The sequence below is a fragment of the Agrococcus sp. KRD186 genome, from assembly GCF_017168255.1.
Lineage (GTDB): Bacteria > Actinomycetota > Actinomycetes > Actinomycetales > Microbacteriaceae > Agrococcus.
Genome location: NZ_JABFAP010000001.1, coordinates 160966 through 179589 on the forward strand (window position 1 = coordinate 160966; position 18624 = coordinate 179589).

Annotated in this window: 20 protein-coding genes; 16 read left to right on the forward strand and 4 right to left on the reverse strand. The window is 70.8% G+C overall.

Features of this window, described 5'->3' with window-relative positions; genetic code table 11:
- Positions 1-27: 27 nt before the first annotated feature.
- Positions 28-1251 (reverse strand): exodeoxyribonuclease VII large subunit, encoded by a 1224-nt coding sequence (gene xseA, locus J1M46_RS00805; protein ID WP_206446077.1) that lies wholly within the window; start codon positions 1249-1251, stop codon positions 28-30.
- 126 nt (positions 1252-1377) lie between these two features.
- On the opposite strand from xseA, the gene J1M46_RS00810 reads away from it, so the two are divergent.
- Complete coding sequence (locus J1M46_RS00810) at positions 1378-2385, forward strand: 4-hydroxy-3-methylbut-2-enyl diphosphate reductase (RefSeq protein ID WP_446698585.1); 1008 nt, start codon at positions 1378-1380, stop codon at positions 2383-2385.
- Between the two features lie 42 nt (positions 2386-2427).
- Here J1M46_RS00810 and J1M46_RS00815 read toward each other — a convergent pair whose 3' ends face one another.
- Complete coding sequence (locus J1M46_RS00815; RefSeq protein WP_206446089.1) at positions 2428-3450, reverse strand: hypothetical protein; 1023 nt, start codon at positions 3448-3450, stop codon at positions 2428-2430.
- On the reverse strand, positions 3416-4009 hold the full coding sequence (locus J1M46_RS00820; RefSeq protein ID WP_342384213.1) for an RNA polymerase sigma factor: 594 nt from the start codon (positions 4007-4009) through the stop codon (positions 3416-3418). Before J1M46_RS00820 ends, J1M46_RS00815 begins: the two co-directional genes overlap by 35 nt.
- Before the next feature lie 137 nt (positions 4010-4146).
- Here J1M46_RS00820 and J1M46_RS00825 point away from each other — a divergent pair, with 137 nt between their 5' ends.
- Positions 4147-4476, forward strand: a complete 330-nt coding sequence (locus J1M46_RS00825; RefSeq protein WP_206446091.1) for a hypothetical protein — start codon at positions 4147-4149, stop codon at positions 4474-4476.
- A 75-nt stretch (positions 4477-4551) separates the two neighbouring features.
- Here J1M46_RS00825 and fbaA read toward each other — a convergent pair whose 3' ends face one another.
- Complete coding sequence (fbaA, locus tag J1M46_RS00830) at positions 4552-5592, reverse strand: class II fructose-bisphosphate aldolase (RefSeq protein WP_206446093.1); 1041 nt, start codon at positions 5590-5592, stop codon at positions 4552-4554.
- Between the two features lie 165 nt (positions 5593-5757).
- On the opposite strand from fbaA, the gene J1M46_RS00835 reads away from it, so the two are divergent.
- The 14 genes from J1M46_RS00835 to J1M46_RS00900 all read left to right on the forward strand — a co-directional run bounded on the left by J1M46_RS00835 (position 5758) and on the right by J1M46_RS00900 (position 18612).
- Positions 5758-6000, forward strand: a complete 243-nt coding sequence (locus tag J1M46_RS00835) for a FitA-like ribbon-helix-helix domain-containing protein (RefSeq protein ID WP_206446095.1) — start codon at positions 5758-5760, stop codon at positions 5998-6000.
- Positions 5997-6377, forward strand: coding sequence for a PIN domain-containing protein (locus tag J1M46_RS00840; protein ID WP_206446097.1), 381 nt, complete (start codon positions 5997-5999; stop codon positions 6375-6377). Before J1M46_RS00835 ends, J1M46_RS00840 begins: the two co-directional genes overlap by 4 nt.
- Positions 6378-6484: 107 nt before the next feature.
- Positions 6485-8227 (forward strand): dihydroxyacetone kinase family protein, encoded by a 1743-nt coding sequence (locus tag J1M46_RS00845; RefSeq protein WP_206446099.1) that lies wholly within the window; start codon positions 6485-6487, stop codon positions 8225-8227.
- Between the two features lie 2 nt (positions 8228-8229).
- Entirely contained in the window at positions 8230-8685 is a 456-nt protein-coding gene (locus tag J1M46_RS00850) for a ribose-5-phosphate isomerase (protein WP_206446101.1), read from the forward strand.
- A 7-nt stretch (positions 8686-8692) separates the two neighbouring features.
- Positions 8693-9466: a triose-phosphate isomerase family protein gene (locus J1M46_RS00855; RefSeq protein ID WP_206446106.1), complete on the forward strand. Its 774-nt coding sequence runs from the start codon at positions 8693-8695 to the stop codon at positions 9464-9466.
- Positions 9463-10182, forward strand: a complete 720-nt coding sequence (locus J1M46_RS00860) for a GntR family transcriptional regulator (RefSeq protein WP_206446107.1) — start codon at positions 9463-9465, stop codon at positions 10180-10182. The genes J1M46_RS00855 and J1M46_RS00860 overlap by 4 nt, the downstream gene beginning before the upstream one ends.
- A gap of 147 nt (positions 10183-10329) precedes the next feature.
- Positions 10330-11286: a sugar phosphate isomerase/epimerase family protein gene (locus J1M46_RS00865; RefSeq protein WP_206446108.1), complete on the forward strand. Its 957-nt coding sequence runs from the start codon at positions 10330-10332 to the stop codon at positions 11284-11286.
- 19 nt (positions 11287-11305) lie between these two features.
- A complete protein-coding gene (locus tag J1M46_RS00870; RefSeq protein WP_206446109.1) occupies positions 11306-12316 on the forward strand; it encodes a 4-hydroxythreonine-4-phosphate dehydrogenase PdxA in 1011 nt (336 codons plus the stop codon).
- 43 nt (positions 12317-12359) lie between these two features.
- A complete protein-coding gene (locus J1M46_RS00875; RefSeq protein ID WP_206446110.1) occupies positions 12360-13340 on the forward strand; it encodes a tripartite tricarboxylate transporter substrate binding protein in 981 nt (326 codons plus the stop codon).
- Positions 13337-13888: a tripartite tricarboxylate transporter TctB family protein gene (locus J1M46_RS00880; RefSeq protein WP_206446111.1), complete on the forward strand. Its 552-nt coding sequence runs from the start codon at positions 13337-13339 to the stop codon at positions 13886-13888. Before J1M46_RS00875 ends, J1M46_RS00880 begins: the two co-directional genes overlap by 4 nt.
- Positions 13888-15402, forward strand: a complete 1515-nt coding sequence (locus tag J1M46_RS00885) for a tripartite tricarboxylate transporter permease (protein ID WP_206446112.1) — start codon at positions 13888-13890, stop codon at positions 15400-15402. The genes J1M46_RS00880 and J1M46_RS00885 overlap by 1 nt, the downstream gene beginning before the upstream one ends.
- Positions 15403-15573: 171 nt before the next feature.
- A complete protein-coding gene (locus tag J1M46_RS00890) occupies positions 15574-16182 on the forward strand; it encodes a DAK2 domain-containing protein (RefSeq protein ID WP_206446113.1) in 609 nt (202 codons plus the stop codon).
- 170 nt (positions 16183-16352) lie between these two features.
- Positions 16353-17306: a class II fructose-bisphosphatase gene (gene glpX / locus J1M46_RS00895; protein ID WP_206448505.1), complete on the forward strand. Its 954-nt coding sequence runs from the start codon at positions 16353-16355 to the stop codon at positions 17304-17306.
- 97 nt (positions 17307-17403) lie between these two features.
- Entirely contained in the window at positions 17404-18612 is a 1209-nt protein-coding gene (locus J1M46_RS00900) for a heparan-alpha-glucosaminide N-acetyltransferase domain-containing protein (protein WP_206446114.1), read from the forward strand.
- The last annotated feature ends 12 nt before the right edge of the window (positions 18613-18624 follow it).

An 18624-nucleotide genomic window follows, 5' to 3' on the forward strand; every position in this document is an offset into this window, starting at 1 on the left:
CGACCAGCGTCCGCCTGTGGACAGGATTCAGGGTTGCGGATGCGCGGCGCGCACCTCAGCATCCAGGGTTCCGGCTGCGAGGGTGACGAGCAGGGCGTCGCCTGCGGCCAGTGCCGCGGCGTCGCGGGCGACCGAGCCGGCTGCGGTCTGCACGACGGCGTAGCCGCGGTCGAGGGTCGCCTGCGGGCTCAGCGCCCGCAGCGTCTGCCGCAGGTGGTCGAGGCGCTGCCCGCCCAGGTCGACGACGCGGCCGGTGAGCTCGTCGGCCCGAGCGGTCAGGCGCGCGAGGTCGTCGCCGAGCGACTCGATGATCGTCTCCGGGCGCGCGAGCGAGGGGCGCGTGCGGAAGGCCTCGAGCCGCTCCGCCTCCCGTGCCACGTGTTGCGTCACCCGAGCGCGCAGCTGCGCGCGTGCCTGCGCGATGCTGTTGAGCTCCTCCGCGACATCCGGCACCACGCGCTTGGCCGCATCCGTCGGCGTCGACGCGCGCAGGTCGGCGACCTCGTCGAGCAGCGGGCGGTCGTTCTCGTGGCCGATCGCCGAGATGATCGGCGTGGTCACGGCGGCGACCGCGCGCAGCAGCCGCTCGTCGCTGAAGCCCAGCAGGTTCTGGAAGTCGCCCCCGCCGCGGGCGATCACGATCACGTCGACCTCCGGGTCGGCCTCCAGCCGGGCGAGCGCGGCGAGCACGGTCGGCACCGTCTGGTCGCCCTGCACCGCGGCGTGCTCGACGCGGAACTCGACGCCCGGCCAGCGCAGCTGCGCGTTGCGCAGCACATCCTTCTCGGCATCGGAGTCGCGCCCGGTGATGAGCCCGATGCGGTTCGGCAGGAAGGGGATCGGGCGCTTGCGGTCGGCGTCGAACAGCCCCTCCTCGGCGAGCGAGCGGCGCAGCGCCTCGAGCCGGGCGAGCAGGTCGCCGAGCCCGACGTGGCGCATCTGCTGCGTCACCATCGAGAGCGTGCCGGCGCGCGGCCAGTAGTCGGGCTTCACGAGCATCACCGCGCGGTCGCCCTGCTTGAAGTCGCCCTCGATGCGGGTCAGCGTCGAGCTCCAGACGTTGAACGACACCGTCGCGTCGGCCGTGACGTCCTTGAGCTTGCCGAAGACGTTGCCGCGCGAGGCAGACCACTGCGTGATCTCGCCCTCCACCCAGAGGTGCCCGAGCCTGCCGATGTAGCCCTTCAGCTCGGCGCCGAGGCGCTCGACGCTCCACGGCTCGTCGGGGGTACCGGTGATGCGCTCGGCCATCGTGCTCCTCGGTGTCTGCCTCGCCGTGCGGCGCTGTTTGCCCACGGATGTTCGCCAGTGGCGACCACCGGGGTCGTCGTGCGCCTCCAACGGTAGACTGGGCGGGTGACGATCACGAACGGACGAGTGCCCCTGGACGATCCCCGTCCCGCGCTTCGCCGGGGTCGCCTGCAGGATCGCCCGGTCGCGGGCGGCAAGCGCATCCTGCTCGCTTCGCCGCGCGGCTACTGCGCCGGCGTCGACCGAGCGGTGCTGGCGGTCGAGAAGGCGCTCGGGCAGTACGAGGGCCCGATCTACGTGCGCAAGGAGATCGTGCACAACAAGCACGTCGTCTCGCAGCTGACCGAGCAGGGCGCCATCTTCGTCAACGAGGTCGACGAGATCCCAGAGGGCGAACGCGTCATCTTCAGCGCCCACGGTGTCAGCCCCGCCGTCGTGCAGGCCGCCGCCGACCGCGGCCTCGACGCCATCGACGCCACCTGCCCGCTCGTGACGAAGGTGCACCGCGAGGCCATGCGCTTCTCGCGCGACGACTACGAGATCCTGCTGGTCGGCCACGAGGGCCACGAGGAGGTCGAGGGCACCGCAGGCCACGCGCCCGACCGCGTCACGATCGTGAACAACCCCGACGAGGCCGACACGGTGCAGGTCAAGAACCCCGACCGGCTGGTGTGGCTGAGCCAGACCACGCTCTCGGTCGACGAGACCATGGAGACGGTGCGGCGCCTGCGCACGCGCTTCCCGAACCTGCAGGATCCGCCCAGCGACGACATCTGCTATGCCACCCAGAACCGCCAGGTGGCCATCAAGAAGGTCGCGGCGGATGCCGATGTCGTGATCGTCGTCGGCAGCGCGAACTCGTCGAACTCCGTGCGGCTGGTCGAGGTGGCGCTGGAGTACGGCGCGAAGGCCGCCTACCGGGTCGACTACTCGAGCGAGATCCAGCAGGAGTGGCTCGAGGGCGCCCGCACGGTCGGCGTCTCGAGCGGCGCGAGCGTGCCCGAGGGCCTCGTGCGCGAGGTGCTGCAGGAGCTCGAGGATGCCGGCTACGCCGACGTCGCCGAGGTGCGCACCGCCGAGGAGGACCTCATCTTCTCTCTGCCCAAGGAACTGCGCCCCAGCCGCAATCGCTGAGCGCGCCTGCGGCTCGACCGCCACCGGCTCTCCACGGGTGGCTCATGGTGCGGAGTCGACTACCGTCGTCTCGATCGCGGTGTGCTCAACGACCTCGTGCGGACCGAAGCCGAAGACGGCCAGACCGTTCACGGTGCGGTCGCCGATGACGAGCCCGGTGCCGGGGTCGATGATGATCTCCTGCCGCTCGCCCGCGCGCAGCGGCTCGGCACGGCCGATCGCGACCCCCTCCACGCCGTCCAGGTTGGCGACGCCGTCCGTGGCGGTGACGCCGGGGATGAGCGCAAGGGCGTCGAGTAGCGCCGCCCGCTGCGCGGCGGGGACCAGCCCCGTCTGCAGCAGCGCCGCGATGCGTTGGAAGTTGTCCTCCGCGCGGGAGGCTGAGCCGCCGTTGTACTGCGCGTCGCTCCAGGCGTAGGCGGCCGCACCCTCAGTCGGGACTTCGTCCGCGACCGCCTGCGCCCACTGCGACCCGGGTCCGTAGAAGCGGGCGTCTCGCACGCGGATGGTCTCAACTGACGCGTCGGTAGTGACGCCCTGCATGTTGCCCCAGTCGCGTACCATCACCCACTCGTCGTCCGGGTCGGCCGGCATGTACACGTCGATGAACTGCTCGTTCATCGCGCAGGTGATGCCCTCCGGCGAACCATCGGCGCTGCCGCAGCCCATCCAGTTCGCGTGCATGGAGGAGCGCAGGTACTGGCCCGGCCCGGGCACCAAATTGTCGAGACCCGTCGTCTGCGCAGCGGCACCACGCAGCACCTCGGACGCGTGTGCGGACTGGGCGCTCAGGCTCAGGTTCCCCGCCACCAGCACCGCCGTCATCGCGGCGGCCAGTCCGATCGCCGACCAGGTGAGTCCACGGCGGATGCGGTGGCGCGGCCGGACGTCGCGGGTCGAGTTCGCCCGATCGGCCGGACCAATCGCGGCCGTGCCAAGGTTGGCGCTCGCCGCGATCGTCCCTTGCACGCGCGCCATGAGTGCCGTGCGCCCAGAGGCGAGCGATGCAGCGCTGGGCTCGCGCGAGTCGTCACGAGTACTGCGAAACAGTGTCAGTTCGTCCATGATCCATCTCCAGTTCGAGCGCTGTCGTTCCTGCCGCGCGGCGCAGTTGGCGCCGTGCCCTGTTGAGTCGTGAGCGCACCGTGCCGATCGGTACCTGCATCGCCGCGGCGATGGCCGCGTAGTCAAGATCGCCCCACGCGTACAGCAGCAGCGTCTCCCGATCGGTATCGGAAAGTCGTCGCAGCGCCTTCGTCAGCCGTCGTGTGAGGCGTTCGGCGTCGATGCGAGCTCCAGCGCGGTCGATGAAGTCGGGCGCTATCTGCGCGGCGAGGTCAGCCGACATCCCCTTCCAAGCGACTGCTTCCAAGCGGGCGTGCTTGCGCATCAGCCTGGTTGCGATGCCCAGCAGCCACGGCCGAGCGTCGTGCACGGACAGGTCATAGGACGTTCGCCGTTCGAACGCCACGAGGAACGTCTCGGCCATGACGTCATCGGCAACGTGGTCGCCGAGTCGCTGCGCCACGTACCGGAACACCGTCTTGGCGTGCCGGTCGTAGACAGCGGCGAACGCGAACGGCTCTCGCACCGACCGCTCGATCACTTCGTTGTCTGGGCTCACATCCGTATTGCTCGATTCCTTCAATCGGGTTCACACCAATTCTGCGCGCGGTGCAGAAGCACCAGGTCGTACACGCTGGTGCCGACAGGATTGCGCCGCGCCTGGCGGGGCACAGCACCCCTCGATACGATCGGGCCATGACTGACGCACAGCCGCAGGGCGAGCAGCCGCAGGACGACCAGTGGGCCGATCAGATGGCCGACGGCGAGGACTACGACGAGTCGATGGGGGAGCCCGCCGACGACGACCGCGTGCTCGCGACCGACGAGCTCGACGAGATCGACGCCGACGACGCGCCGGAGGGCTCCGAGGGGCACGACGAGGAGTTCGAGGGCGACGACCCTGCCGACATCCCGGACGAGCACGGCGGCACCCAGGCGGGCATCGACACCGACGACAACGGCGTCGACGACACCGTGATGCCCGAGGGCACCGACAGCATCATCGACGCCGGCGACTGGGAGTGACCAGCGTCACCCGACACATCCGCTGAACGAAGCACGGGCGCCTCGCGAAGAGGCGCCCGTGCTGGTCGTGCCGAGCTACTTGCTCGACCAGCCTGCCGAGCCGAGCTGCTGGGTCGAGGAGGCGACGCGCGCGGCCATCGCCGTCTCGGCGGCCTTGCCCCAGGAGCGCGGGTCGTAGACCTTCTTGTTGCCGACCTCGCCGTCGACCTTCAGCACGCCGTCGTAGTTCGAGAACATGCTCGATGCGACCGAGCGCGTGTAGGCGTACTGCGTGTCGGTGTCGATGTTCATCTTGATGACGCCGCTGGCGACCGCGGTGGCGATCTCCTCATCCGACGAGCCCGAGCCGCCGTGGAAGACGAGATCGAGCGGCTTGGGGCCGCTCTCGGGGCGGCCGGCACCGAACTTCTCGGCGATGCCCGCCTGGATCTGCCCCAGCAGCTCCGGCCGCAGCTTGACGTTGCCGGGCTTGTAGACGCCGTGCACGTTGCCGAAGGTGAGCGCCGCCATGTAGCGACCCTGCTCGCCCAGGCCCAGCGCCTCGACCATCGCGACCGCGTCGTCGAGGGTCGTGTAGAGCTGGTCGTTGATCTCGTGGCTGACGCCATCCTCTTCGCCGCCGACCACGCCGATCTCGACCTCGAGCACCTGGTTCAGGGCGTGCGTGCGGGGCAGGATCTGCTTCGCGATCTCGAGGTTCTCCTCGAGCGGCACCGACGAGCCGTCCCACATGTGCGACTGGAAGAGCGGCGCGCGGCCGGCCTTGACCTCCTCCTCGCTCGCCTCGATGAGCGGGAAGACGAAGCCGTCGAGGGCATCCTTCGGGCAGTGGTCGGTGTGCAGGGCGACCTTGATCGGGTAGGCCTTGGCGACCTCGGTGACGAAGCGCGCGAAGGCGATGGCGCCGCTCGCGCGAGCCTTCACGCTCTGGCCGGCGAAGAAGTCGGCGCCGCCGGTGGTGACCTGGATGATGCCGTCGGAGCCGGCCTCGGTCAGGCCCTGCAGCACCGCGTTGATCGTCGACGACGACGAGACGTTGATGGCGGGGTAGGCGAAGGCGTTCTTCTTCGCCTTGTCGAGCATCTCTGCGTACTCTTCTGGCGTTGCGACGGGCATGGCTCAGCTCCTGACTCGTCTGGTGGCGCGGGCCGCTGACGCAGGCCGCGCGGGATCACGCTCAGTCTAGGTCGGCAGGGGTGCGGATGGGTCGGGTCGCGGTGGGCGGACACGGCCTGTGAGGAGTGGGTGCAGACTGCACCCACTCCTGGTAACCTGTTGTGCATGGCAAAGGTGATTCACGTCCGTGATGTACCGGACGAAGTGCACGCAGCGCTGACTGCCGCCGCCGAGGCGCGCGGCCTGTCGCTGACCAAGTACGTGCAGCGCGAGCTCGCGCAGATCGCCCGGGCCGACTTCGTCGTGCAGCACAATCTCGAAGTCATTCGAGAGGCGCAGGCCCGAATCTCGAGCAAGGTGGATCGCCAGACGATCCTCGCGGTGCTCCATGAAGGCCGCGGAGAGTGAAGATCCTCGACGCCGGAGCCGTGGTCGAGCTACTGATCGGCGCCGTCGATCCCCTGCAGCTCGGCGACGAGGATCTCGCAGCGCCGCACCTGCTTGACAGCGAGGTCACCCACGCGCTGCGCGGGCTGGTGCTACGGGGAGGTCTCACGGAGGAGGAAGGCGCGGCCGCGATGGCAGACTTCGGACGCCTCGATCTGACGCGCTATCCCGCGGAGGGATTGCGTGATCGCATGTGGGCCTTGCGTCGCAACCTGAGCGCCTATGACGCCACCTATGTCGCACTGGCAGAGCTCACAGAGGCGACCGCCCTACTGACCACCGACGCACGGCTCGCGAGCGCGCCAGGCCCCACCTGTCGGATCGAGCTGCTGCGCTGACCGCTGTCGCGAGCGCGTGCTCGCGACAGCGAGTGACAAGCAACCCAACTTCCTATAGGATTTAAGGGCTGCCCGCTGCCGCGGGAATCCGATGCGAGGAGACCGCGATGACGCGACTGTTCAACGACCCGAGGGCGTTCGCCGACGAGATGATCGAAGGCTTCGTCGCTGCTGCCGGGCGCTGGGTGCAGTCCGCCCCCGGTGGTGTCGTCCGTTCCACCCAGGCGGACGAGCCCACCGTGGCACTCGTGATCGGCGGCGGCAGCGGTCACTACCCGGCGTTCGGCGGCCTGGTCGGACCCGGCATCGCGCACGGCGCCGCGATGGGCAACCTCTTCGCCTCGCCCTCTTCGCAGCAGGTGTACGCGATCGCCAAGGCCGCCGACCGGGGCAGGGGCGTGCTGCTGAGCTACGGCAACTACGCGGGCGACGTGCTGCACTTCGACCAGGCGCAGGAGCAGCTGCGCGCCGAGGGCCACGACGTGCGCACCGTCACGGTCACCGATGACATCTGGAGCGCGCCGGTCGACGAGCTGCACAAGCGCCGCGGCATCGCCGGCGACCTCGCCGTGTTCAAGACCGCGGGCGCCGCGGCCGCGGCCGGCTACGACCTCGACGGCGTCGAGCGCATCGCCAAGCACGCCAACGCCCGCACCCGCTCGTTCGGCGTCGCCTTCACCGGCTGCACGCTGCCGGGCGCGAGCGAGCCCCTGTTCACCGTGCCAGCGGGCAAGATGGCGGTGGGCCTGGGCATCCACGGCGAGCCGGGCATCGACGAGGTCGACGTGCCCACAGCCGACGAGCTCGCTGAGATGTTCGTCGACAAGCTGCTCGAGGAGATCCCGCAGGGCGTCGAGCTCGAGGGCGCGCGCGTCGTGCCGCTGCTGAACGGCCTCGGCAACCTCAAGTACGAGGAGATGTTCGTCGTCTACCGCCGCGTCGCGCAGCTGCTCGGCGAGCACGGGCTGACGGCGGTCGAGCCCGAGGTGGGCGAGCTCTGCACGAGCTTCGACATGTCGGGCGTCTCGCTCACGCTGCTGTGGCTCGACGACGAGCTCGAGACCCTCTGGACCGCGCCGGCCGACACCCCCGGCTTCAAGAAGGGCTCGGTCGCACCGCAGCGCGCGGCCGCGGCCGTCGTCGCCGACGAGGTCGACGCATCCGTGCCCGACGCGAGCGACGCCTCGCGCGAGGCGGCGCACGTGATCGGCGCCGTGCTCGCCTCGATCGCTGACACGATCGACGAGGCCGCCGACGAGCTCGGCCGCCTGGACTCCATCGCCGGAGACGGCGACCACGGCATCGGCATGCAGCGCGGCTCGAGCGCCGGCAGCGACGCCGCACGGGCCGCCGTCGAGGCCGGCGCCGGCGCGCAGACGACCCTGACACGGGCGGCGGATGCGTGGAGCGACAAGGCGGGCGGCACCAGCGGTGCGCTGTGGGGCGAGATGCTCCGCACGCTCGGCGCGCGCCTGGGCGACACCGACGCCGTCAGCGCCGAGGCGGTCGCCGAGGGCGTCGAGCAGGCGAAGGACGCCGTGATGGCCTTCGGCAAGGCCAAGGTCGGCGACAAGACGATGGTCGACGCCATCGCGCCCTTCGCCGACGACCTCGCGCGCCGCGTGGTCGCAGGCGAGGGCCTGCGGGCCGCCTGGGGCGCGGCCGCCGGCTACTGCGAGCGCGCCGCGCAGTCGACCTCCGCGCTCGCCGCGACGCTCGGCCGTGCCCGCTCGCACGGCGACAAGTCGATCGGCACCCCCGACCCCGGCGCGATCTCGTTCGCGCTCATCACCAAGACCGTCCACGCCGTCCTGACGCAGGGCGAGCAGACGCAGACGAAGGAGCAGTGACCATGGCGATCCGCCTCATCATCGGCAGCGACAAGGCCGGCTTTGACTACAAGGAGATCCTGGGGCGCGACATGGAGGCGAACGACCTGGTCGCATCCGTGACCGACATCGGCGTCGACGACGCCGAGGGCTCCACCAGCTACCCGAAGGTCGCCATCGAGGCGGCCGAGCGCATCGCCCGCGGCGAGGCCGACCGCGCGCTGCTGTTCTGCGGCACCGGGCTGGGCGTGGCGATCGCGGCCAACAAGGTCGCCGGCATCCGCGCGGTCACCGCGCACGACTCGTTCTCGGTCGAGCGCTCGGTGCTCTCGAACGACGCGCAGGTGCTCTGCATGGGCCAGCGCGTGGTCGGCATCGAGCTGGCGCGCCGTCTGGCCAAGGAGTGGCTGACCTACACGTTCGACCCGGCGAGCCACTCGCAGGCGAACGTCGACGACATCTGCGCCTACGAGGGCTGAGACCCGGATGCTGATCGGCTCGAGCCTGAAGATGTACTTCGGGCGCGCCCGCACGCTCGAGTGGACGCGGGCGGTCGCCTCGATCTGCGCCGAGCACCCCGCCGTGCGGCAGGGGCTGGTGGAGCCGTTCGTGATCCCGTCGTTCCCCTCCATCGCCGACGTGGTCGCCGCGATCGACGATGCAGGGGCGACGGATGCGGGGATGCTGGTCGGCGCGCAGGACCTGCACTGGGAGGATGCCGGCGCGTTCACGGGCGAGGTCTCGGCGCCCGAGCTCGCCGAGCACGGCGTGACGCTCGCCGAGATCGGCCACGCGGAGCGCCGCCGGATGTTCGGCGAGACCGATGCGACGGTCGCGCTGAAGGTCGCCGCGGCGCTGCGCCACGGCATCGCGCCGGTGCTGTGCATCGGCGAGGAAGCGCGGGGCGACCACGACGCCGCCGCGGCCGCCTGCGTCGCGCAGCTGGACGCATCCGTCGGCCTTGCGATCGAGCAGGGGCTCACCAGCCGGCTGGTCGTCGCGTACGAGCCGGTCTGGGCCATCGGCGCGCCGGAGCCCGCCGGCGACGAGCACATCCGCGCGATCGGCACCGCGCTGCGCACGCACCTCGCGGGGCTGCCGTTCGACGCGCAGGTCATCTACGGCGGCAGCGCGGGCCCCGGCCTGCTGCCGCGCATCGCCGACTCTGTCGACGGGATGTTCCTCGGCCGGTTCGCGCACGACCCGGAGGCGTTCCGGGCGATCCTGGACGAAGCACTGGCTCTCGAGGAGGAGCGATGACCGCACCCATGCCGCTGCGCAGCGTCAGCGAGCTTGAGCGGCGCGGCCTGCGCGACCGGGTGTACGACCGCATCCTGGAGCTGCTGCTGGAAGGACAGGTCGAGCCGGGGTCGCGGCTCTCGATCGACACGCTCGCCAAGCAGCTCGACGTCTCGCCCACCCCTGTGCGCGAGGCGATGGTGCAGCTGGAGCGCACGGGGCTGGTGACGCGCGAGGCGCTCAAGGGCTACCGCGTCGCCCCGCCGCTGGGGCCGGAAGAGCTGTCGGAATTGTTCGATGCACGCCTGATGATCGAGGTGGAATCCACCCGGCTGGCCGTGCCGCACGCGGATGCGCTGCTGCCGCGGCTGCGCGAAGCGCACCAGCTGCACCACGCGTGGGCCGAGCAGGTCGCGCAGGAGCTCGCTGCGGGGGAGAGCGACGTGCGGGTCACGCAGGAATACTTCGCCGCGGATGCCGCGTTCCACCACGCGATCGTCGAGAGCGCCGGGAATCGCTACCTGCTCGCGATGCACGACGACCTGGGGGCGCTCACGCACCGCCTGCGGCAGGCCGTCATCCGCGGCGCGACCGACGTCGAGGAGGCGCACGTCGAGCACTCCGCCGTGCTCGAGGCGATCGAACGGGGCGACACGGCCGCGGCCGTCGACGCGATGCGGGCCCACATCGAGGGCGTGCGCACCCGCTCGGTGCGCGACGAGACCGACCAGGCCTGAGCGACGTTGCGGCTGCACCGCAGCCGCCACCAGCGTGCGGGGGGCCCTGCGGAACGACGCGCTTGCGCCTTGGGCTATTTCCTATAGGATCTTCTAGACCGGCCACCACGCGATCACCGCGGGGCCACGAACACGACGGAGTGGAACATGCGAGCGCACACTGCAGCCGAGTGGCCGATCGCGGCCTGCCTGCACGGCGTGCCGAGTGTGCTGCCCGACGGCACGGCATTGCATGACGCCGGGCCTGCAGCCTGGAACGAGGCGCTGGCACGCGTCGCGTCGGTCGGGTTCTCGATGGCCGAGCTCGCCGACAGCCACATCCGCCCGGCTGACCTCGACGCATCCGCCCGAGCAGAGCTCGTCTCGATCGCGGCCGGCCGCGGCGTCGCCCTGCCGTCGGTGCACGTGCAGCGGCAGAGCGTCATCGAACCCGGCAACTGGGAGCGGAACCTCGACTACGCGCACCGCACCATCGACGCCATCGCCGAGATGGGCATGAGCGTGTTCTCGACCGGTCTCCACCAGCCCTTCACCGAAGCGCAGCGACGCGCACTCTGGTTCTGGACCGCGCAGGGCACGCAGGACCCGGATGACCGCGAGATCTGGAACGCGGCGGTGACGCGCTTGCGCGAGCTCGGCATGCACGCCCAGCAGGTCGGCCTCCGCATGTCGCTGGAGATGTATGAGGACACCTACCTCGGCACCGCCGACTCGGCGGTGCGACTGGTCGAGGAGATCGGCGTCGACGCTGTCGGCCTCAACCCCGACGTCGGCAACCTCATCCGCCTGCACCGCCCCATCGAGGACTGGCGGGAGGTGTATGCCAAGACGCTGCCGCACGCGAACTACTGGCACGTGAAGAACTACGCAAGGGACGAGGCCGGCGACGGCTCGTGGTTCTCGAGCACCCCGTCGACAATGGAGACGGGCCTGATCAACTACCGCCAGGTGCTGCAGGATGCTGTCGGGCTCGGCTTCGACGGCATCATCCTCACCGAGCACTACGGCGGCGACAGCCTCGGCGTCTGCGCCACCAACGAGCGCTACATCCGCGACGTGCTCGCCGCGGACGAGCGCGCCACCAGCCTTGCTCCCGCGCTCTGAGTCGAAGGGAATCGACACCATGACCACCACCGCACTCCGCCCCCGCATCGCGCTCACGTTCGGCGATCCGGCCGGCGTGGGCCCCGAGCTCGTCGCGCGCCAGCTCGCCGCTGCCGCGACGACCGAGGCCGCCGAGATCCTGCTGATCGGCGACGAGCAGGAGCTCGTCGACGCGATGACGGATGCCGGCGTCGAGTTCGCCTGGACGCGCGAGGCGGGCACCGGGGTGCCGCAGCTGATCGACAACGGCGGCGAGCGCCCCGAGGGTGGCTTCGTGCGCCGGCAGGCGACCCGCGAGGGCGGCCTGTGGGCGATGGCGAGCCTGCGTCGCGCCCTCGAGCTGTCGAAGGCGGGCGAGGTCGACGCGATCGTCTTCGCCCCGCTCAACAAGTCGTCGCTGCACCTGGCCGGCATGACCGAGAACGACGAGATGGCCTGGTTCGAGACCGTGCTCGCCGACGGCACGAGCGCGACCGAGCTCAACATCCTGCCCGAGCTGGTCACCGGCCGCGTCACGAGCCACTGCTCGATCGCCGAGGTCGCCGACCTCATCACCTTCGACCTGGTGGTCGAGCGGGGCGAGCTGCTCGAGGGCGTGCTCAAGGCACGCGGCATCGAGCAGCCCCGCATCGGCGTCTGCGCCCTCAACCCGCACGCGGGGGAGTCGGGCAAGTTCGGCCGCCACGAGATCGACATCATCGCGCCCGCGATCGAGGAGCTGCGCGCTCGCGGCGTCGACGCATCCGGCCCGTTCCCGAGCGACACGATCTTCCTCAAGGCGCGCGACGGCGAGTTCGACGGCGTGCTCACGATGTACCACGACCAGGGCCAGATCGCGGTGAAGCTGCTCGGCTTCGACCGCGGCGTCACCATGGCCGGTGGCCTCAGCATCGGTGTCTGCACGCCCGCGCACGGCACCGCGTTCGACGTGGTTGGCAAGCGCGTCGCCTCCACCGGTGCCTACGAGCACGCCTTCTCGACCGCCGTCGGCGTCGGCACGCAGGCGCGCGCTGCGCGCGGCAGCAACTGACCTTCTGACCCTTCACCACCCCAACACAGCAAGGAACAAGACAATGAAGTCACGCATCACCACGGTCGCGATCAGCGCCGTCGCCATCGCAGCCCTCGCGGCCTGCTCCAGCACCGGCGCGACGCCGGCCGGCTCCGAAGGTGCCGAGGGCGCATTCGCGCCCACCGACGTGCGCATGATCGTGCCCTTCGCCGCCGGCGGCGGCTCCGACGTCTCGGGCCGCGCCATCGCGAGCGGACTCGAGGACGCCACGGGCGCGACCATCACGACCGAGAACCGCGAAGGCGGCTCGGGCGCTGTGGGCTACTCGCACTTCCTCGCGCAGGAGGGCAACGGCAACTACCTGCTCGCCGCCGAGACGGCGCTGCTCGCGCTGCCGCTCACGACGGACGTGGAGTTCAACTACGAGTCGTTCACGCCGATCATGAAGCTCGGCGACGACTACACGCTCGTCGTCGTGCCCGGCGACAGCGAGTTCCAGACCTGTACCGATGTGGTCGACGCCGCGCGCGGCGACGACGGCGTCGTGGTGGCGGTGTCGGGCGCGGTCAGCCTCGATGAGGTCGTCTTCACGCTGATCGAGCAGGACCAGGACATCGAGTTCGATCGCGTGCCCTTCGAGGGCGGCAGCGAGGTCATCGCGGGCCTGCTCGGCGGGACCGTCGAGGTCGGCTCGCTCAACCCGAGCGAGGTGCTCGGCCAGCTCGAGTCCGGTGACCTGCGCGCCGTCTGCGCGCTCTCGGCAGACCGCTACGAGTACGAAGAGCTCGCCGACGTGCCCACGGCCGTCGAGCAGGGCATCGATGTGGCGTTCGCGCAGTGGCGCGGCTTCATCGCCCCGGGCGGCATCTCGGACGAGGCGCGGCAGTACTGGATCGACGCGGCCGAGGACTACGTGGCCTCGGAGGAGTACACCGCCTACATCGAGGACAACCTGATGCAGGCCAACGCGCTCTACGGCGACGAGTTCGTGGAGTACCTCGCGCAGAACTCGGCTGACCTCGAAGCGGTCGTCTCGCAGTGACCCTTTCGCCCCGGATTGCCAGGGCCGCGTTCAGCGCGGCCCTGGCCCTCCTGGGTGTCGCGGCTGCCATCGGTGGATGGGGCTACGGCGTCACCCAGGACAACGGTCAGGTCGGTGCAGGCTTCCTACCACTCGCCCTCGGCGTGCTCATGATCCTGCTCGCAGGCGCTGACGTCGTGATGACGCTGATGCGCCGAGAGCCGAGCAGCTCCCTCGACGAGCTCGGCACGCTGGCAGAGGAGGTGGAGGCGGTCATCGACACCGTCGAGGAGTCGCCCGACATCGACGCGCTCGGCCGCACGCAGCGCCAGCGCAACCGGATGCTCGTGGCCGTGGTCGCCCTGCTGCTGGTGGCGCTGCTGCTCATCCCCGTGCTGGGGCTCCTCATCTCCCTCGGCCTGCTGATGGTGGTCATCGCGACGGTCGTCGAGCGCCGCAACCTCATCCCCTCGATCATCGTCAGCGCAGTCACCATCGGGGTCTTCCATCTCGTCTTCGCCGTGCTGCTGCGGCTGCCGATGCCGACCGGCATGATCGGACTCATCTGATGCTCGAGAACCTCCTGCTCGGCTTCCAGACCGCGCTCACCGTCGAGAATGTGATCTGGTGCTTCATCGGCGTCTTCCTGGGCACGGTCATCGGCCTGCTGCCCGGTCTCGGCTCCACCACCGGTGTCGCGGTGCTGCTGCCGCTGACCTTCGCGCTCGAGCCCGTCACGGCGCTCATCATGCTCGCCGGCATCTACTACGGCGCGCAGTACGGCGGCACCATCACGTCCGTGCTGATCTCCACCCCCGGTGAGGCGGCGAGCGTCGTCACCACGATCGACGGCTACCAGATGGCCAAACGGGGCAGAGCTGGCGCGGCACTGGCCATCAGCGCGATCGGCTCGTTCATCGCCGCGATCATCTCGCTCGCGCTGCTGATCGCCGTCGCTCCGCCGCTGGCCGATGTGGCGCTGAAGTTCACGCCGGTCGAGATGTTCGCCGTCATGATCTTCGGCCTCGTGATCGTCGTCACCTTCCAGGGCGGCGCGCTCATCCGGGGTGCGCTCATGGCCGTCGCCGGCCTGCTGGTCGCCACCGTCGGCATCTCGCCGGGCACCAGCACCGAGCGGTTCACCTTCGGCAACGTCAACCTGCTCTCCGGCATCCCCTTCGTGGAGGTGATGATCGGCATCTTCGCGCTCGGCGAGGTGTTCTACCAGATCCGCATGGGGGCAGCCGAGCCGATCAAGGCGCGCTTCAAGGACATGGTCATCAAGCGCAAGGACATCACCGACTCCATGCCGGCGATCCTGCGTGGCTCGGGTGTCGGCTTCGCCTTCGGCATCCTGCCGGGTGCCGGCTCGACCCTCGCATCGTTCATGTCCTACGGCATCGAACGCCGCGTGAGCAAGAACAAGGCCAACTTCGGCAAGGGCGCCATCGAGGGCGTCGCAGCCCCGGAGAGCGCGAACAACGCGGCCGCGAACGCGAACTTCGTGCCGACCCTCGCGCTGGGGATCCCGGGCGGCGCCACCACTGCGGTGCTGCTGGGAGCGTTCACGATCTTCGGCCTGCAGCCAGGACCCCTGCTGTTCGAGACGCAGCCGGCGCTCGTGTGGGGCCTGCTGGTGTCGTTCTTCATCGGCAACGTGCTGCTCCTGATCCTGAACCTGCCGCTCGCACCGGTGTTCGCGCAGATGCTCCGCATCCCGTACGGCTACCTGTACCCGATCATCCTGCTGACGTCGCTCATCGGCGCCTACTCGGTGAGCAACAACATGTTCAGCGTCTGGCTGGTGCTGATCTTCGGCATCCTCGGCTACCTGATGAAGGAGCTCGACCTGCCGATGGCACCGTTCGTGCTGGGCCTCGTGCTCGGCCCGCTGTTCGAGAAGGCGCTCGTGCAGACGAGCGCCATCGGCCGGGGAGACCTGGGCGTGGTGCTGCAGAGCCCGATCGCCGTCGGCGTGCTGCTCGCCGCCGTCGCGATGATCGTGCTGCCGAAGCTCATCAAGCCTGGCCGTGCACTGCTGGGACGGATGCGCGATCGGTCGGAGGAGACCACCGGCGTCTGACGTCGTCACCAGACGTGCGTCCACGAGGGTGCACCCCAGGCCGGATCGGGAACCGCGACACCCGATCCGGCCTGCTCCTTGCCCAGCCAGGCGTGCACCCGCCGTTCGGGTGGACGGTCTACGCTTCTGGCACGCGCCCCGCCGACGCCGGGTGCGCCCAGGAGGCACGACATGCACACGACCGATGGGCAGCTGCGCGACGCCATCGTCCGCACGGCACTCGAGCGGATCGTGGCCGCACTCGATGAGGCTCGCGAGGAGCTGGACGAGCTCGACGCCGTCGGCGACGACGGCAACCACGGCACGCACATGCTGGCCGGGGCCACGGCGGCGCGCGCGGCAGCCGCCACGGCACCCGAGGGCACAGCGCTCCTCGCCGCCAGCGATGCCTGGGCGGGCGAGGTCGGCAACGCCAACTCCCTCTGGGGCGCGATGGGCCGCGCGGCGGCCGGGGCGATCGCCGACGGGCCGACGGCCATGGTCGACGCCGCCCTCCGAGCGCTCGAAGCCGCCACCGACGCCCACCTGGGCCAGAAGTCGCTCGTCGACACCATGCTGCCGGCGCTCGGCGACGCCCACGTGCACCTGCAGCGGGGCGAGACCGGCGCCGACGCCGCCGCCCACGCGGCCGGCGTCGCCGAGGAGGCCGCCATGCAGACCGCCGCGATCGAGGATCGCTTCGACGCCTCCAGCCCCGACCTGGGCTACCCCGACCCCGGGGCCGCCTCGTCGGCGGTCATCCTGGCCGCCGTCGCGGACGTCATCGCCGAGCAGGAGTGAGACCCTCGCTCCCGCGAAGGAACCGCGGGACTTTCGCCGCACCGCATGGCGGCCACGACGCATCCGCTCACTAGGCTCGGAACAAGCCCTGATCCGTTGGAGGACACCCCGTGCCGCAGAGCGACTCGCAGAAGGCCCCCGTCTTCGACAACCCCGACCGCAACCTCGCGATGGAGCTCGTGCGAGCCACCGAGGCCGCCGCCATCCGCGCCGTGCCGTACATCGGCCGCGGCGACAAGAACGCCGCCGACGGCGCCGCGGTCGACGCCATGCGCACCTTCCTCGCCACCGTCGCCTTCGACGGCGTGATCGTCATCGGCGAGGGCGAGAAGGACGAGGCGCCGATGCTCTTCAACGGCGAGCACGTCGGCAACGGCCGCGGCCCCAGCGCCGACATCGCGGTCGACCCGATCGACGGCACCTCGCTCACCGCCGCCGGCCGCCAGAACGCGCTCAGCGTCATCGCGGTCGCCGACCGCGGCACCATGTACGACCCGGTCGACGCCTTCTACATGGACAAGCTGGTCGCCGGCCCCGAGGCGATCGGCATCATCTCGCTCGAGCAGTCGATGACCGACAACATCCGCGAGTACGCGAAGGCGACCGGCAAGGACGTCGAGGAGATCGTGGTCGCCGTGCTCGACCGCCCGCGCCACGCGGAGCTGATCGAGGAGATCCGCGCGGCCGGCGCCGGCACGCGCCTGATGCGCGACGGCGACGTCGCCGGCGGCATCAACGCCTCGCGCTGGGAGAGCCGCATCGACATGTGCGCCGGCGCCGGCGGCACCCCCGAGGGCGTCATCACCGCATGCGCGATCAAGGCGCTCGGCGGCTTCATGGAGGGCCGCCTCTCGCCGCAGAGCGACGAGGAGCACCGCAAGGTGATCGCCGCCGGCCACGACCTCGACCGCGTGCTGGGGCTCAACGACCTGGTCGCGAGCGACAACACCTACTTCGTCGCCACCGGCGTCACCGACGGGCAGCTGCTCGACGGCGTGCGCCGCAAGGGGCCGCTCATTCGCACCGAGTCGCTCGTGCTGCGCTCGAAGACCGGCACGGCGCGCCGCGTGATCGCCGAGCACCGCGCCGAGAAGTGGCTCGAGAAGGAGTGGGCGCGCAGCTGACGCGCCTCTTCGCGACCCCGTGGCCTCAGGGCTGCGGGATCGTGCCGTGTCGGGCGGATGCGCGGGCTCGCTCGGGCGCGTACGGCACGATGGTTCCGTGAGCAGCACCCGGCGACCGGACGGCGCCCGATTCGTCGGCATCGATCTCGCGCGGCTGCTCGCGGTCGTCGGCATGATGGCCGCGCACACGCTCGGCGGGGGCGAGGGCCCGCCGGCGGCAGTCGTCGCGCTCATCGACGGCCCGCCGTCGACGCTGTTCGCCGTGCTCGGCGGGGTGAGCGTCGTGCTCGCCGCGCGCGCTCGGCTCGCCGCAGGCGACCGCGGCGGCGCCATGCGCTCGATCCTCGTGCGCGGCCTCGTGGTCGCCGTGCTTGGGTTCCTCGTGATCCCGTTCGCGGCGGCCGTGTACATCGTGCTCGTGCCCTTCGGCGTCGCGATCATGGCCGCGTCGGTGCTCGTGCTGCTGCCGAGCTGGCTGCTCGCGGTGCTCGCGGCGGCGCTCGCCGCGGCGGGCGGCTCGCTCGTGGTGGCCGCGCACGAGCGGCTGCCGCTGCTCGATGGCACGCACACGCTCGGCACGCTCTGGAGCGACCCGCTCGCGACCGTTGCCGATGTGGCGCTGACCGGCGTGTATCCGGCGCTCATCTGGATCGCGTACCTGCTCATCGGCATGCTCCTCGCGCGCGGCATCCTCGCGGCGCGGGCTGCAGGCCGCGAGCGCGCAGCATTCGGTGGCATCGGCGGCATCGGCGCGGTGCTGACCGCGGCCGCGCTCGTCGTGAGCGACATCGGGCTGCGGCGCGTCGCCGCCGCGGAGTTCGGCGGATCGCTCGAGACGGCTCGCGATGTCGCGCTCGCGAGCGGCTACGGCGTGGCGCAGGGCAGCGGGCTCGCATGGCAACTGCTCGCGGCGCCGCACACGGGCACGCCTGCAGACATCGCCCGCACCGTCGGCATCGCGCTCATGGTGATCGCCGGGCTGAGCCTCGTCGCCTCGTTCCTGCCGACGCGGGTGCTGCAGATCATCGAGCCGCTGCGCGCCGCAGGCGCCGCCCCGCTGACGATCTACATCGTGCACACCATCCTCGTCACGCTCCTGGGCGCGCTGCTGTTCGAGGATGCGCCTGGGCTCGCGCGCGGATGGGGCGGCTGGGCCGTGCAGGTGGCGATCGGCGTCGGCATCGGTGCCCTGCTCGCGTCGAGCGGCAGCCGCGGCCCCTTCGAGCGACTGGTCGGGTGGTTCGCCGCGCGGGCCGCGGGACCGGTGCCCGCGCGGCCGGCCGACGGCACGCCCGCACGTCCTTGAGCCTGGTCTGGC

Coding starts and splice junctions, on each gene's coding strand:
- xseA (WP_206446077.1), bottom strand. CDS start 1,251: ATGGCCGAGCGCATCACCGGTACCCCCGACGAGCCGTGGAGCGTCGAG.
- J1M46_RS00815 (WP_206446089.1), bottom strand. CDS start 3,450: ATGGACGAACTGACACTGTTTCGCAGTACTCGTGACGACTCGCGCGAG.
- J1M46_RS00825 (WP_206446091.1), top strand. CDS start 4,147: ATGACTGACGCACAGCCGCAGGGCGAGCAGCCGCAGGACGACCAGTGG.
- fbaA (WP_206446093.1), bottom strand. CDS start 5,592: ATGCCCGTCGCAACGCCAGAAGAGTACGCAGAGATGCTCGACAAGGCG.
- J1M46_RS00835 (WP_206446095.1), top strand. CDS start 5,758: ATGGCAAAGGTGATTCACGTCCGTGATGTACCGGACGAAGTGCACGCA.
- J1M46_RS00845 (WP_206446099.1), top strand. CDS start 6,485: ATGACGCGACTGTTCAACGACCCGAGGGCGTTCGCCGACGAGATGATC.
- J1M46_RS00850 (WP_206446101.1), top strand. CDS start 8,230: ATGGCGATCCGCCTCATCATCGGCAGCGACAAGGCCGGCTTTGACTAC.
- J1M46_RS00855 (WP_206446106.1), top strand. CDS start 8,693: ATGCTGATCGGCTCGAGCCTGAAGATGTACTTCGGGCGCGCCCGCACG.
- J1M46_RS00860 (WP_206446107.1), top strand. CDS start 9,463: ATGACCGCACCCATGCCGCTGCGCAGCGTCAGCGAGCTTGAGCGGCGC.
- J1M46_RS00865 (WP_206446108.1), top strand. CDS start 10,330: ATGCGAGCGCACACTGCAGCCGAGTGGCCGATCGCGGCCTGCCTGCAC.
- J1M46_RS00870 (WP_206446109.1), top strand. CDS start 11,306: ATGACCACCACCGCACTCCGCCCCCGCATCGCGCTCACGTTCGGCGAT.
- J1M46_RS00875 (WP_206446110.1), top strand. CDS start 12,360: ATGAAGTCACGCATCACCACGGTCGCGATCAGCGCCGTCGCCATCGCA.
- J1M46_RS00885 (WP_206446112.1), top strand. CDS start 13,888: ATGCTCGAGAACCTCCTGCTCGGCTTCCAGACCGCGCTCACCGTCGAG.
- J1M46_RS00890 (WP_206446113.1), top strand. CDS start 15,574: ATGCACACGACCGATGGGCAGCTGCGCGACGCCATCGTCCGCACGGCA.
- glpX (WP_206448505.1), top strand. CDS start 16,353: ATGGAGCTCGTGCGAGCCACCGAGGCCGCCGCCATCCGCGCCGTGCCG.